Below are 13,441 nucleotides of genomic sequence, written 5' to 3' on the forward strand. Positions count from 1 at the left end.
CCGCTCAGTTGGTGCTGCGCAGCGCGCCGCCGGCGCGGCGGCCGGTCGTCTTCTTGGCCGCTTTGCCGGGAGCCTTGCGCGCCGGCGCTTTCTGCGCCTTGGCCGGCGCCTCGCTTTGCGTCGGCACGGTCGTCAGCTTCGCCTTGGGCGGCGCCGACGCCTGCGGCTGGCGGCTCAGCCGCTGCAACACCAAGGCCCCGCCGCCGACGGCGAGCAGCACCGGCCACTCGACCAACCCGGCCACGCCGAGCGCGCCGATGGCCAGCGCGGCGGCCGCCGTCGACTTCCTGCCCGAGTCGAGCCCGCTCTGAATGCCTTCGGCGGCTCCCTTGACGCCGCCGACGACCCCGTTCACCGCCGCGCCCCCCACCGCTCCCGCGACGCTGGTGGTCGCCGTCGCCGCACGATTCACCGTTCGACCTACGTTGCGGACCACTCCGCCAACGACACTCATGCTGACTCCCTGGGTAAACGCACTGGTGTAATCACAGTACGCCGCTTGGGGGGCATCGGCGATGTGAACATCCGGGATTCATATCCCTTGCAAACTATTTCATATCGATATCGATAAGCACCGGCGCGTGGTCGCTGGGGGCCTTGCCCTTGCGTTCGTCGCGGACGATCTGCGCGCCGGTCACGCGCGCGGCCAACGCCGGCGAGGCGAGGATGAAGTCGATGCGCATGCCCCGGTTCTTCGGGAACCGCAGCTGGGTGTAGTCCCAGTAGGTGTAGACGCCCGGGCCCGGGGTGAAAGGCCTTACCACGTCGGCGAATTGCGTGTCGACGATGGCGTCGAAGGCCCGGCGCTCCGGCTCGGAGACGTGGGTGGCGCCGGTGTAGAACTCGGTGCTCCAGACGTCGTCGTCGGTAGGGGCGATGTTCCAATCGCCGACCAGGGCGATCGGTGCGGCCGGGTCGTCGCGCAGCCAGCCCGCGGCCGTATCACGCAGCGCGGCAAGCCAATCCAGCTTGTAGTAGTAGTGCGGATCGCCCAGCGCGCGGCCGTTGGGGACATACAGGCTCCACACCCGGACGCCGCCACAGGTGGCGCCGATGGCGCGCGCTTCGGCCGTGGCGGCGATCTCCGGCTTGCTCGACCAGGTGGGCTGGCCCTCGAAACCGACCCGCACGTCGTCGAGGCCCACGCGCGAGGCGATCGCGACGCCGTTCCACTGGTTGAAGCCGACGTGTGCGACCTCGTAGCCGAGTTCGAACAGCGGCAGCGTGGGAAACTGGCCGTCGGCGCACTTGGTCTCCTGCATGGCCAGCACGTCGACGTCGGCGCGCTCGAGCCAGTCGGTGACGCGAGGCAGGCGGCTGCGGATGGAGTTCACGTTCCAGGTGGCGAGGCGCACGCTTGCTCCTTAACTCGGCGCGGGGAAGTAGCGGGTGCGGTGGTGCAGCCGGAACCCCAACGCCGCGGCCAGGGCGGCGTCGTCGGCGTCGTGCACCCGCAGGTAACCGCGGGTCGCGCCGAGGCTTGCGCCCCAGGCCAATAGCGCTTCGCCGTCGTCCGGTGTGATCGCCGTCGAGAGGCCGACCCAGCGGGTGCCGTCCGGCGCGTCGGACACCACCGCGCCCGGCGTGGCGGCGGGCGACGCCGCCGGCTCGGCGCAGGGTCCGCGCACGTCGCGCACCATCACCCGCTCGGTGTGCCCGCTCACCCACCCCGGCGGCACCGGCAGCAACCGGTCGGGGATGCCCAGCCGCGGGGGCAGGCCGAGGGCGTCGTACCACGCGACGATTTGCGGGATCGCCCCGGCCGCGGCCGAAATGTCCAGCGGCATGGCCGAATTGGCGGCGAGGCCGGCGCCGGGCGCGGCGCGCAGCAGCCAGCCGCCGAGCCAGGCCTGGTCGTCGGCGGGCCGGGCCGCCGCGGCCGCGCGCTCGAGCGCCCGGATCTGCGAGGTGCGCACCGGTGCGTCGGTCAGCTCGCGCAGCGCGACGACGTCGGCGGGCGCGCACTCGACGACCGCGCCCGTCTTGGTCCGCACCCGCACCACCGGGTCGACCGCCAGCAGGTGTCCGATCGCGTCGGTCAGCGGCGGCACCGACCCTTTCGCGCGCCGGTAGCGAATCGTCACCCGCGTTCCCAGGGCCGGCCACGAGACCATCAGTGACCGAACGGGTCCGGCCCCTCGCCCGGTAGCCACGACAGGCCCGGCACGCCCCAGCCGTGGGACTTCACCGCGCGTTTCGCGCTGCGCGCGTACCGGCCGATGAGGCGGTCGAGATAGAGGAAGCCGTCCAGGTGCCCGGTCTCGTGCTGCAGCATCCGCGCGAACAGGTCGGTGCCCTCGACGGTGACCGGGCTGCCGTCGGCGTCGAGCCCGCTGACGCGCGCCCACTTCGCCCGGCCGGTGGGGAACGACTCGCCCGGCACCGACAGGCAGCCCTCCTCGTCGGTGCCCGGGTCGGGCATGGTCTCGGGTATTTCGGAGGTTTCCAGGACCGGGTTGATGACGACGCCGCGGCGGCGGTCGGTCAGGCCGCGGTCCTCGGCGCAGTCGTAGACGAACAGCCGCAGCGAGTAGCCGATCTGGTTGGCGGCCAGGCCGACGCCGTGCGCGGCGTCCATGGTGTCGTACAAGGTGGCGATCAACTCGGGCAGCTCGGCCGGCAGCGAGCCGTCGGCGCCGACGGCCACCGGCGTCGTCGGGGTGTGCAGGACCGGGTCGCCGACGATGCGGATGGGTACGACTGCCATGGTCGGCTAGCTTATCGGCCGACTCGCGGGTCTGGATTACGGCTTGAGGGTTCGCGGCGTGGTTCAATATTCGCCGAAACATGCCCCTACATAAGTCAAGTCATTCGAGCACGTTGAGAATCGCCGGAAGGGTCCAGGGGAAGCGATATGGACAGCGCCATGGCGCGGGCAAATCGATCGGGGGACGACGCTGACATCGCCGATGGCCTCACCCGCCGTGAACACGACATCCTGGCGTTCGAGCGCCAGTGGTGGAAGTACGCGGGGGTCAAGGAAGACGCCATCAAGGAGCTGTTCTCGATGTCGGCGACGCGCTACTACCAGGTGCTCAACGCACTGGTCGATCGGCCCGAGGCGCTGGCCGCCGACCCGATGCTGGTGAAGCGGCTGCGGCGGCTGCGCGCCAGCCGGCAGAAGGCGCGCGCGGCGCGCCGCCTCGGCTTCGAGGTGACCTGACCGGCCCGTGCCTGTGCCGGCCCGGCCGCTTTCCTGGCTACAGTGGGCTCGATGAAAGAACGCGTTCCCGACTCCACGGGGCTCCCCCTGCGGGCCATGGTGATGGTGCTGCTGTTCCTGGGCGTCATCTTCCTGCTGCTCGGGTGGCAGGCGCTGGGGTCGTCCGGGAACTCCGATGACGAGTCGGCGTCGCCGGTCTCCACGGCGACCAGTTCCACCAGCGCGTCGGCCACCCCGAACAACTCCCCGGCGACCAAGGCCGAGGTGCGCGTGTACAACATCTCCGCCAAGGAGGGCGTCGCCGCGCGGACCAAGGATCAGCTCACCGCCGCCGGCTTCAAGGTCACCGACGTCGGCAACCTGTCGATCGCGGACGTCCCGGCCACCACGGTGTACTTCACCGACGCCGACGGTGAGCACGCCACCGCCGACGCGGTGGGCAAGCAACTGGGCGCGCCCGTCCAACCGCGGATTTCCGCGCTCGACGGCCAGCCGCCCGGCGTCATCGTTTTGGTGACCGGCTGACGTTAGGCTTCGGTTATGCCCAAGCACCGCAACGTCGCTGCCGCTAACCTGTTCGCCCTGTTTATCGCGGCCTTGGTGAGCGGGTGCTCGTCACCCCAACACGCGTCGACGTCGCCGGGCACCACGCCGGCGGTGTGGACCGGGTCGAGCGCGCCGACGGCGACGGCGGGGACCGACGGCGCCGAGCAGCAGCCCGCGGCGCACAGCCTGAGCACCCAACTCAAGGGCCCCGACGGGGTTCAGGTCGCGACCGCCAAGTTCGACTTTTCCAACGGCTACGCCACGATCACGATCGCCACGTCCGGCCCCGGCCACCTCGCGCCCGGTTTCCACGGGGTGCACATCCACAAGGTGGGCAAGTGCGAGGCCAACTCGACCGCCCCGACCGGTGGCGCGCCCGGCGACTTCCTGTCCGCCGGCGGGCACTTCCAGGCGCCCGGGCATTCCGCCGAGCCCGCCAGCGGCGACCTGACCTCGCTGCAGGTCCGCAAAGACGGGGTTGGGATGCTGGTGACCACCACCGACGCCTTCGGCATGGAGGACCTGCTGGCCGGAGAGAAGACGGCGATCATCATCCACGCCGGTGCCGACAACTTCGCCAACATCCCGCCGGATCGGTACAGCCAGACCAACGGCACACCGGGGCCCGACCAGACGACGATGACCACCGGTGACGCCGGCAAGCGGGTGGCGTGCGGTGTCATCGGTGCCGGGTAGCAAGCCCTTCAAAAAAGCCGGGGCCCGTATCGATTTCGCGCCCTCGCCGCGGCCGACGATCGGTGTGGAGTGGGAGTTCGCCCTCGTCGACGCCAAGACCCGCGACCTGAGCAACGAGGCCACCGCGGTGATCGCCGAGATCGGCGAAAACCCGCGCGTGCACAAGGAATTGCTGCGCAACACCGTCGAGGTGGTCAGCGGCATCTGCGAGTGCACCGCGCAGGCGATGGAGGACCTGCGCGAGACGCTGCGCCCGGCCCGTCAGGTCGTGCGGGACCGCGGCATGGAGCTGTTCTGCGCCGGCACCCATCCGTTCGCGCAGTGGTCCGCCCAGAAGCTGACCGACGCGCCGCGCTATGCCGAGCTGATCAAACGCACCCAGTGGTGGGGGCGCCAGATGCTGATCTGGGGGCTGCACGTGCACGTCGGGATCTCCTCGGCGAACAAGGTGATGCCGATCATGACGTCGCTGCTGAAGTACTACCCGCACCTGTTGGCGTTGTCGGCGTCGTCGCCGTGGTGGGGCGGCGAGGACACCGGCTATGCCAGCAATCGCGCGATGATGTTCCAGCAGCTGCCGACCGCCGGGTTGCCTTTTCACTTTCAGCGGTGGTCGGAGTTCGAAGGCTTCGTCTACGACCAGAAGAAGACCGGCATCATCGACCACATGGACGAGATCCGTTGGGACATCAGGCCTTCGCCGCACCTCGGCACGCTGGAGGTGCGGGTCTGCGACGGCGTGTCGACCCTGCGCGAGCTCGGCGCGCTGGTCGCGCTCACGCACTGCCTGGTGGTGGATCTGGACCGCCGGCTCGACGCCGGCGAGAGCCTGCCGACCATGCCGCCCTGGCACGTTCAGGAAAACAAATGGCGCGCGGCGCGTTACGGCCTGGACGCGGTGATCATCCTGGACGCCGAGAGCAACGAGCGGCTGGTGACCGAGGACCTCGACGACGTGCTGAACCGGCTCGAGCCCGTCGCCAAGTCGCTGCACTGCAGCGACGAACTGGCGGCGGCGGCCGACATACCGCGCCTGGGCGCCTCATACCAGCGGCAGCGGCGGGTGGCCGAGGAGCACGACGGGGACCTGCGCGCGGTGGTCGACGCGCTGGTGGGCGAGTTGGAAATCTGATGCCCGAACCCGTTGAGCTGGCGATGTTTCCGCTCGAGTCGACGCTGCTGCCCGAACAGGATCTGCCGCTGCGCATCTTCGAGCCCCGCTACGGCGCGCTGGTGCGGCGTTGCCTCGAGCGCGACGAGCCGTTCGGCGTGGTGCTGATCGCGCAGGGCCGGGAGGTCGGCGGCGGCGACGCACGCTGCGACGTCGGCGTGCTGTCGCGGATCGCCGAACACGCCGACCTGGGCGCGGGCAGATACGCGCTGCGCTGCCGCACCGGCGAGCGGATCCGGGTGTCGCAGTGGCTGCCCGACGATCCGTACCCGCGCGCGACGGTGGCGGGGTGGCCCGACGAGCCGGGGGCGCCGGTGAGCGACGCGGCCCTGCTCGACCTCGAGGATCGGGTGGTCGCGGTGTTCGAGCGGATCGCCGAGGCGCAGGGTGCGCAGCTGCCGGAGCGCGCGGTGCTGCTGGGCGAGCGCGAATCCACCGAAAGTCGCGCCGGGCGGCGGCTGTTCGCGCTGGCGTCCCGCATCCCGATCGGTGCGGCCGACCGCTACGCCGTGCTGTCGGCGCCGTCGGCCGCGGACCGGCTTACCGCGCTCGGCGAGGCCGTCGACGCGCTTGCCGACATGGTGGAGTTCCAGCTGTCCGAATAGGGGGCCACGCGATGAGTGCCGACCTGACGATCGACGTCGACGAGGGCGTGGCGGTGCTGACGCTGAACCGCCCCGACCACCTCAACGCCTACACCGCCGAGATGGGCCGGCTGCTGAGCCAGGCCTACCGGGACTGCGACGCCGACGACGACGTCCGCGCGATCGTGGTGACCGGGGCGGGGCGCGCCTTCTGCGTCGGGGCGGACTTCTCCGGCAACATCTCGCCGTTCGACGCCCCCGCCGACGAGAGCGCGTTCTCCGCGTCGCCGATCGACCCGGCCGCGTTCGAGTTGCGCAAGCCGGTGATCGCCGCGCTCAACGGCCACGCCATCGGCATCGGGCTGACCATCGCCCTGCAGGCCGACATCCGCATCGTGGCCGAGGACGCCAAATACGGTGTGGTGCAAGTGCGCCGGGGCGTGATTCCGGACTGCATGTCGCACTGGACGCTGGCACACCTGGCCACGCTGGGGGTGGCCGCCGAGCTGCTGCTCACCGGGCGCACCTTCAGCGGTGCCGAGGCGGTGACGCTCGGCGTCGCGAACCGGGCGCTGCCCGCCGGGCGGGTGCTCGGCCACGCACTGGAGACGGCGCGCGACATCGCGGCCCACGTGGCGCCGATGTCGGCGGCGCTGTGCAAGCGGTTGCTGTGGGACGCCGCGATCAACAACTACAGCCCGCGACAGGTCGCGTCGCTGGAGACCCTGCTGCACCACCGCGTGATGGGCACCGCCGACGCCCGCGAGGGCGTCAGCGCGTACCTGGATCGCCGCCCGCCGCGGTTCAGCTCGCGGCTGTCCGCCGAGTGGACTGAGCTGCCGGAGCCGTGAGGCGGCCTCGGCTCTCCAATTCGAGTGTGAATCCTGGGCTTTGGGTGTGAAGCGTGGGCGGAAAAATCGTCTCGGTGCCGCCCTGGGCTCACATTCGAATCCCTGGGCTCACACTCGATCCCGGGCGGTGCTAAACGGATTTGGCGAACGCGCGTAACGAGTCGAGCTGCGCGGGATCCAGCGAGGGGCGCACGGCCTGGCGCGCCGCGTCGAGGTCGGCGGCCGTCACGTCCGTGGCGTCGAGGGATCGCCGCATGGCGGTCAGCGCGGCCTCGCGCAGCAGCGCCACGCAGTCGGCGGCGCTGTAGCCGTCCAGCCCGGCGGCCACCCCGTCGAGGTCGACGTCGGCGCTCAGCGGGATGGATTTGCCCGCCGTGCGCAGGATTTCGCCGCGGGCCGCGGCGTCCGGCGGCTCGACGAACACCAGCCGCTCCAGCCGGCCGGGGCGCAGCAGCGCCGGGTCGACCAGGTCGGGCCGGTTGGTGGCGCCCAGCACCACGACGTCGCGCAGCGGCTCGATCCCGTCGAGCTCGGTCAGCAGCGCGGCCACCACCCGGTCGGTGACGCCGGAGTCGAAGCTCTGCCCGCGCCGCGGCGCCAGCGCGTCCACCTCGTCGAGGAACACCAGCGACGGGGCCGAGTCGCGGGCCCGCCGAAACAGTTCCCGCACCGCCTTTTCCGAGCTGCCCACCCACTTGTCCATCAGCTCGGAGCCCTTGACGGCGTGCACGCTCAGCTGCCCGGTGCTGGCCAGGGCGCGGACCACGAACGTCTTGCCGCAGCCGGGCGGGCCGTACAGCAGCACCCCGCGCGGGGGGTCGACGCCGAGCCGGGCGAAGGTGTCGGGATGCTGCAGCGGCCACAACACCGCCTCGGTCAGCGCCTGCCGGGCCGCGGCCATGTCGCCGACGTCGTCGAGGGTCACGTTGCCGACCGTGAGTTCCTCGGCGGCCGAGCGCGACAGCGGCCGGATGACGCTCAGCGCGCCGACGAGGTCGTCCTGGCCGAGCTCGGGCGGCCGGCCGTCGGCGCTGGCGCGAGACGCCGCCCGCAGCGCGGCCTCACGCACCAGCGCGGCGAGGTCGGCGACGACGAAACCCGGTGTGCGCCCGGCGATTTCGTCGAGATCGAGATCGCCGGTGGGCGCGGGCTTGAGCAGCGCCTCCAGCAGCGCCTTGCGGGTGGCGGCGTCGGGCAGCGGCAGGCCGAGCTCGCGGTCGCACAGGTCGGGGGCGCGCAGCCTCGCGTCGAGCTGGTCGGGGCGCGCGGCGGTGGCGATCAGGGCGACGCCGCGGGTGGCGACGGCGGTGCGCAGTTCGCCCAGGATCAGGGCGGCCACCGGCTCGGCGGTGGCGGGCAGCAGGGCGTCGGCGTCGGCGATCAGCAGGACGCCGCCGCCGTCCCGGACGCGCTGCACCGCCGCGGCCACCGTCTTCAGCCGATCGTCGGCGGCCAGCGCGCCCACCTCGGGGCCGTCGAGTTCGACCAGTCGGCGGCCGTCGCACACCGCGCGCACCAGCGTCACCTTGCCCACGCCGGCCGGCCCCGACACCAGCACCCCGAGGTTGGTGCCGGCGCCCAGGCTCTGCAGCAGGTGTGGTTCGTCGAGGGAGAGCTTGAGCCATTCGGCGAGCTTGGCGGCCTGCGGCTGCGAGCCCTTGAGTTCCTCGACGAGGACTGCCGGCGCGCCGGTGGTCAGCGGTTCGCGCACCGCCGTCCCGGCCCCGGTTCCCCAGGTGACCAACGAGTTCGGCTGAACGCTGACCGGCCCGTCGGGGTCGACGCCCGTGACGGTCAACAGCTCCGAGGTCCAGCTGATCCCGACCGCGGCCGCCAGCGCGCGGGTGGCCTGCGACGTGGAGGTGCCGGGACCCAGGTCGCGGGGCAGCAGCGACACCGCGTCGCCGACGGTCATCACCTTGCCCAGCAACGCCTGGCGCAGCGTGACGGGCGTCAGCGACGCCGCGGCCATCGCCGAGCCGGACAGCGTCACCGACCGCGCGCCGTAGACGGTGACCGCGCCGACGATCACCGCGGTGCCCTCGCGCAGCCCGGCGTTGGACAGCGTCACGTCGTCGAGCAGCACGGTGCCGACCGGGGTGTCCGGGTCGGCCAGGCCGGCCACCGCCGCGGTAGTCCGCGACCCGGTCAGCGACACCGCGTCCCACTCCCGGATGCCCAGCGCCGCAACGGCATTCGGATGCAACCTGACCACGCCGCGGCGCGAGTCGACGGCGGAGGTGTTCAGCCGGGCGATGAGGGTGAGCTGACGGGCCGCGCCGCCGGCGGTCATCTCAGGCGCCCGCTCGGCTTCCGCAGCCCGAGCCGCGTCATCGACCGCCGGTTCGGCTGCGCCCGCCGGTTCGCGCGCCGCACGGCGCGCCGCTGCTTGGGCCGGTCGTCCCAGACCTCGGGGTGGTTGGCGAGCCAGCGCTTGGTGCGGATCGCGAACGGGACGTGGCACAGGTAGGCGATGATGATCACCCAGATCGTGATGAAGGGCTGCAGCACCGCGGCGGCGGCGAAGAGCACCAGCACCACCAGCACCGCGGTGGCATAGCTCGGCGGCACCCGCACCGTGTGCATCTTGCGCATCGGGATGCCGCTGACCATGAGCATCGCCGTGCCGGTCACCCAGATGCACAAGAACCACACCGAGGTCCACCAGCCCTCGCCGAACTGCAGCTTGAGCCCCATCAGGCCGATCATCGAGACGGCGCCGGCGGGCGCGGGCATCCCGACGAAGAATTCGTGCGCGTAGGGAGGCAGGGTCCCGTCGTCCTGCAACGCGTTGTACCGCGCCAGGCGCAGCACGACGCACACCGCATACAGCAGCACCACCACCCAACCGACCGGCCATTTCGACAGCATCGACACGTAGAGCACCAGCGCGGGTGTCACCCCGAAATTCACCGCGTCGGCCAGCGAGTCGATTTCGGCGCCCATGCGGGACTGGGCGTCCAGCATGCGGGCCACCCGGCCGTCGAGCCCGTCCAGGATGGCGGCCGCGACGATCAGCGCCATCGCGGGCACCGGCTGGTGTTGCAGCGCAAACCGGATCGAGGTGAGCCCGGCGCAGATGGACAGCACCGTCATCGCGCTCGGCAGGATCTGCAGGTTCATCGCCCGCCCGCGGGGCCTGCTGATCATGGCAGCTCGGCCAGGACGGTCTCGCCGGCGACCGCGCGCTGGCCCACCTGCACCAGCGGCACCGTCCCGGACGGCAGGTAGGTGTCCAGCCGGGAGCCGAACCGGATCAGGCCGTAGGTGTCGCCGATCGACAGCTTGTCCCCGACGCGGGCGTGGCAGACGATGCGGCGCGCCAGCAGCCCCGCGATCTGCACGGCCACCACGTCGGCGCCGGTGTCGGTGCGCAGCCGCAGGCTGGTGCGCTCGTTGTCGGTGCTCGCGGCGGCCAGGTCGGCGGAGCCGAAGCGGCCCGGCCGGTGTTGCACGGCGATCACCTCACCGCTGACCGGGGCGCGCTGCACGTGCGCGTCCAACAGCGACAGGAAGATGCTGACCCGCGGCAGCGCCGCATCGCCCATGCCCAGTTCGGCCGGCGGGGCCGCCGCGTCGATCACGCAGATCTCGCCGTCGGCGGGCGCGACGACGGCGCCGGGCCGGGTGGGCGGCACCCGCGGGGGGTGGCGGAAGAACGCCGCGCACGCGCCGGCGGCCAGCAGGCCGGCCCGGCGCAGCCAGCGGTGGTTGCGCCCGGCCAGGGCCGTGACCAGGCCGGCGGCGACGAACGGGCGGCCCGCCGGGTGCACCGGCGGAACGGCGGAGCGCACCAACTCCAACGCGTGCTGGGGGCTGAACGCCGGGTCCTCGGCGGTGGGCCCGACGGTGCGGGGGCGTCTTGCCACGCGGCCATCTTACGGAGCCCCGGTGGTTCGCAGCGGCGCGCACGGGGAACGATGCGGGGGACATGCATGCAGACGACGGGCGCGCGATGCGGCTGCGCCGCGCGAAGATCGGCGTCACCGCCGCCTTCGTCGCCCACGCGGTGCTGTTTTCGTCGTGGGCCGCCCACATTCCCCGGGTCAAGGCCGAGCTGGGCCTGTCGGACGCGGCGCTGGGCACGGCCCTGTTCGGCGCGCCGCTGGGATCGGTCGCGGCCACGCTGCTCGGCCACTGGGCGCTGCCCCGCTGGGGCAGCCGCCGGTTGGTTCCCGTCCTGGTGGCCGGCTACGCCGCCGCGGGCACGACGGTCGGGCTGGCCACCTCGGGACCGTGGCTGTTCGCGGCGCTGGCGTTGTGGGGCTTCTTCCAGGGCGGGCTGGACATCGCGATGAACACCCAGGCCGCCGCGGTCGAGCGGCTGGCCCGGGCGCCGATCATGGCCCGCTTTCACGGCATGTGGAGCGTCGGCGCGCTAATGGGCGCCCTGATCGGCGCGGCCTGCGTCGGCGCGAGCATCGGCCTGCTGGCCCAACTGGTCGTCCTCGGCGTCGTGGTGCTGCTCGTCGTGGAGGCGCTGACGCGTCACCTGATTCCCGACGGGGCGGCCGCGCCCGACCCCGGCGCCGGGCGGCCGAAGCGGGCGTGGATGTCCAAGACGGTGGGACTGCTGGCGGCGGTGTCGTTCGTGTCATTCCTGTGCGAGGGCGCCGCCACCGACTGGTCGGCCACCTACGTGCGCAACGTCGTCGGGGCCGGCCCGGGCGTCGCCGCGCTGAGCTACGTGGCCTACACACTGACGATGGTCGTCACGCGGTTCGGCGCCGCACGGCTGCACGCGCGGGTCTCCAGCCGCGCGTTGCTGCCGGCGCTCGCGCTGCTCGCCGTCGTCGCCATGACCGCGACGCTGGCGACCGCCGACCCCGCGGTCAGCGTGCTCGGATTCGCCGGCCTGGGGGCCGGCGTGGCGCTGCTGGTCCCGACCGCGTTCAGCGCCTCCTATTCGGCGAGCGGCGCGGGGTCGGCGATCGCCCTGGTCGCCGCGACCGGCTGGGTGGGCTACCTGCTCGGCCCGCCGTTGATCGGGCACCTGGCGGGACGGGTCGGGCTGTCGGCGGCGCTGGTCGTCATCCCGGTGACGATGTGCGTCGCCGCGATCGCCATCCGGCGCAGCGCGGCCTTCGACAAGGCCGACGAGTTCCACCGCGAGCTCGCCAGCCCACCATCGGGCTAGTGGCGATCGCAAGCGCGGCCGCGCCGGGCGCTGCGGGTCGCCACCATCGGGCTAGGTGAGGTCCCAGACCTGCAGCTCGGTCCCTTCGGTCACCTCGACGACGTCCTCGGGGATGTCCAGCAGCGCGTTCGCCGACGCCAGCCACCGCAGATGGTGCGACGCCGGCGGCCCGTAGCTGGTGACGCTGCCCGCCTCGTGATCGAGGATCGCGCGCCGGAACTGGCGCTTGCCGCCCGGCGAGGTCAGCGATTCGGCGAGCACCGCGGGCCGGTGCGGGCGCTCGGGATCCGGCAGGCCCATGGCCCGGCGCAGCGCGGGACGGATGAACACCTCGAAGGAGACCAGCGCGCTGACCGGGTTGCCGGGCAGGGTGACGATCGTCGCGCCGGCCACCCGCCCGATACCCTGCGGCATGCCCGGCTGCATCGCCACCTTGACGAATTCCACCCCCTGGTCGCCCTCGCGGCCGAAGGCGTCCTTGACGACCTCGTAGGCGCCGGCGCTGACGCCGCCGCTGGTGATGATCAGGTCGCAGTCGGCGGCGTAGCGGTCCAGCAGCGAACTGAACTGTGCGACATCGTCTTCGGCGGTCGCCACGGCGACCACCTCGGCGCCGGCCTCGCGCACCGCCCCGGCCAGCATGATCGAGTTCGACTCGTAGATCTGGCCCGGCCGCAGCGGCTCGCCCGGCGTCACCAGCTCCGACCCGGTCGACATGACCAGCACCCGCTGGCGCGGAATCACCGGCAGCTCCGCCATTCCCAGCGCCGCCGCCAGGCCGAGCACGGCCGGCGTCACCACCTGGCCCTTGCGCAGCACCATGGTGCCCGGCGCGACGTCCTCGCCGGCGCGGCGGATGTGCTTGCCGGGCCCGCGGGGCGCCAGGATCGCCACGTCGTCCACGCCGCCGTCGGTGTCCTCGACCGGGACGACGGCCGTCGCGCCGGCCGGCAACGGCGCGCCCGTCATGATGCGGTGCGCCGTCTTCGGCTGCAGCGTCAGCTCGTCGGTGCGCCCGGCCGGAATGTCCTCGGCGACCGGCAACACCACGGGGTGTTCGGGCGAGGCGTCCGTCGTGTCCTCGGCGCGCACCGCGTACCCGTCCATCGCGGAATTGTCGAACACCGGCAGCGCCAGCGGCGCGACCACGTCGTCGGCCAACACCAGCCCCTGGGCCTCGGCCAGCGGGACCGCGACCGCCGGGCGGGCACGGATCATCTCGGTTACGACTCGCTGATGCTCTTCGACTGAACGCACCCGGCCATTATCGGCCTGCCCGATCCGGGGCCGTCC

15 protein-coding genes are annotated in these 13,441 nt (G+C 72.4%); 7 read left to right on the top strand and 8 right to left on the bottom strand.

Translation table 11 applies throughout. The features are described from left to right. Positions 1 to 4: 4 nt before the first annotated feature. From AC5Y4Z_RS18915 to AC5Y4Z_RS18930, 4 genes are all read right to left on the bottom strand, one after another. On the bottom strand, positions 5 to 454 hold the full coding sequence (locus AC5Y4Z_RS18915) for a hypothetical protein (protein WP_499966120.1): 450 nt from the start codon (positions 452 to 454) through the stop codon (positions 5 to 7). Positions 455 to 548: 94 nt separating this feature from the next. Continuing rightward, positions 549 to 1,355 (bottom strand): exodeoxyribonuclease III, encoded by an 807-nt coding sequence (locus AC5Y4Z_RS18920; protein ID WP_499966121.1) that lies wholly within the window; start codon positions 1,353 to 1,355, stop codon positions 549 to 551. Positions 1,356 to 1,364: 9 nt separating this feature from the next. Beyond that, the gene (locus AC5Y4Z_RS18925) at positions 1,365 to 2,114 is read right to left on the bottom strand and encodes a GNAT family N-acetyltransferase, cg3035/Rv0428c family (protein ID WP_499966122.1); all 750 of its coding nucleotides are present in this window, start codon (positions 2,112 to 2,114) and stop codon (positions 1,365 to 1,367) included. Beyond that, positions 2,114 to 2,707, bottom strand: a complete 594-nt coding sequence (locus tag AC5Y4Z_RS18930) for a peptide deformylase (RefSeq protein ID WP_499966123.1) — start codon at positions 2,705 to 2,707, stop codon at positions 2,114 to 2,116. Before AC5Y4Z_RS18930 ends, AC5Y4Z_RS18925 begins: the two co-directional genes overlap by 1 nt. Positions 2,708 to 2,854: 147 nt before the next feature. Between AC5Y4Z_RS18930 and napA the strand changes: the two genes are divergently transcribed. From napA to AC5Y4Z_RS18960, 6 genes are read left to right on the top strand one after another with little or no spacing between them, the layout of a single operon-like run. After that, on the top strand, positions 2,855 to 3,163 hold the full coding sequence (gene napA, locus AC5Y4Z_RS18935) for a nucleoid-associated protein NapA (RefSeq protein ID WP_066917645.1): 309 nt from the start codon (positions 2,855 to 2,857) through the stop codon (positions 3,161 to 3,163). 51 nt (positions 3,164 to 3,214) lie between these two features. Continuing rightward, complete coding sequence (locus AC5Y4Z_RS18940; protein ID WP_499966124.1) at positions 3,215 to 3,688, top strand: LytR C-terminal domain-containing protein; 474 nt, start codon at positions 3,215 to 3,217, stop codon at positions 3,686 to 3,688. Between the two features lie 15 nt (positions 3,689 to 3,703). Further along, positions 3,704 to 4,405, top strand: a complete 702-nt coding sequence (sodC, locus tag AC5Y4Z_RS18945) for a superoxide dismutase[Cu-Zn] (RefSeq protein WP_499966126.1) — start codon at positions 3,704 to 3,706, stop codon at positions 4,403 to 4,405. Then, the gene (locus tag AC5Y4Z_RS18950) at positions 4,386 to 5,537 is read left to right on the top strand and encodes a glutamate--cysteine ligase (RefSeq protein ID WP_499966373.1); all 1,152 of its coding nucleotides are present in this window, start codon (positions 4,386 to 4,388) and stop codon (positions 5,535 to 5,537) included. The genes sodC and AC5Y4Z_RS18950 overlap by 20 nt, the downstream gene beginning before the upstream one ends. Beyond that, positions 5,537 to 6,181 (top strand): LON peptidase substrate-binding domain-containing protein, encoded by a 645-nt coding sequence (locus AC5Y4Z_RS18955; RefSeq protein WP_499966127.1) that lies wholly within the window; start codon positions 5,537 to 5,539, stop codon positions 6,179 to 6,181. Before AC5Y4Z_RS18950 ends, AC5Y4Z_RS18955 begins: the two co-directional genes overlap by 1 nt. 11 nt (positions 6,182 to 6,192) lie before the next feature. Continuing rightward, the gene (locus AC5Y4Z_RS18960) at positions 6,193 to 7,011 is read left to right on the top strand and encodes an enoyl-CoA hydratase-related protein (protein WP_499966128.1); all 819 of its coding nucleotides are present in this window, start codon (positions 6,193 to 6,195) and stop codon (positions 7,009 to 7,011) included. Positions 7,012 to 7,141: 130 nt separating this feature from the next. Here AC5Y4Z_RS18960 and AC5Y4Z_RS18965 read toward each other — a convergent pair whose 3' ends face one another. From AC5Y4Z_RS18965 to AC5Y4Z_RS18975, 3 genes are read right to left on the bottom strand one after another with little or no spacing between them, the layout of a single operon-like run. Then, a complete protein-coding gene (locus tag AC5Y4Z_RS18965; protein ID WP_499966129.1) occupies positions 7,142 to 9,304 on the bottom strand; it encodes an AAA family ATPase in 2,163 nt (720 codons plus the stop codon). Further along, the gene (gene pssA / locus AC5Y4Z_RS18970; RefSeq protein ID WP_499966130.1) at positions 9,301 to 10,161 is read right to left on the bottom strand and encodes a CDP-diacylglycerol--serine O-phosphatidyltransferase; all 861 of its coding nucleotides are present in this window, start codon (positions 10,159 to 10,161) and stop codon (positions 9,301 to 9,303) included. Before pssA ends, AC5Y4Z_RS18965 begins: the two co-directional genes overlap by 4 nt. Further along, positions 10,158 to 10,880 (bottom strand): phosphatidylserine decarboxylase, encoded by a 723-nt coding sequence (locus tag AC5Y4Z_RS18975; RefSeq protein WP_499966131.1) that lies wholly within the window; start codon positions 10,878 to 10,880, stop codon positions 10,158 to 10,160. The genes pssA and AC5Y4Z_RS18975 overlap by 4 nt, the downstream gene beginning before the upstream one ends. 62 nt (positions 10,881 to 10,942) lie before the next feature. On the opposite strand from AC5Y4Z_RS18975, the gene AC5Y4Z_RS18980 reads away from it, so the two are divergent. Then, positions 10,943 to 12,148 (top strand): MFS transporter, encoded by a 1,206-nt coding sequence (locus tag AC5Y4Z_RS18980; RefSeq protein WP_499966132.1) that lies wholly within the window; start codon positions 10,943 to 10,945, stop codon positions 12,146 to 12,148. Positions 12,149 to 12,199: 51 nt separating this feature from the next. On the opposite strand, the gene moeA is transcribed toward AC5Y4Z_RS18980, so the two are convergent. Then, on the bottom strand, positions 12,200 to 13,405 hold the full coding sequence (gene moeA, locus AC5Y4Z_RS18985; protein ID WP_499966133.1) for a molybdopterin molybdotransferase MoeA: 1,206 nt from the start codon (positions 13,403 to 13,405) through the stop codon (positions 12,200 to 12,202). Between the last annotated feature and the right edge of the window lie 36 nt (positions 13,406 to 13,441).

Source organism: Mycobacterium sp. NGS63 (assembly GCF_059812295.1).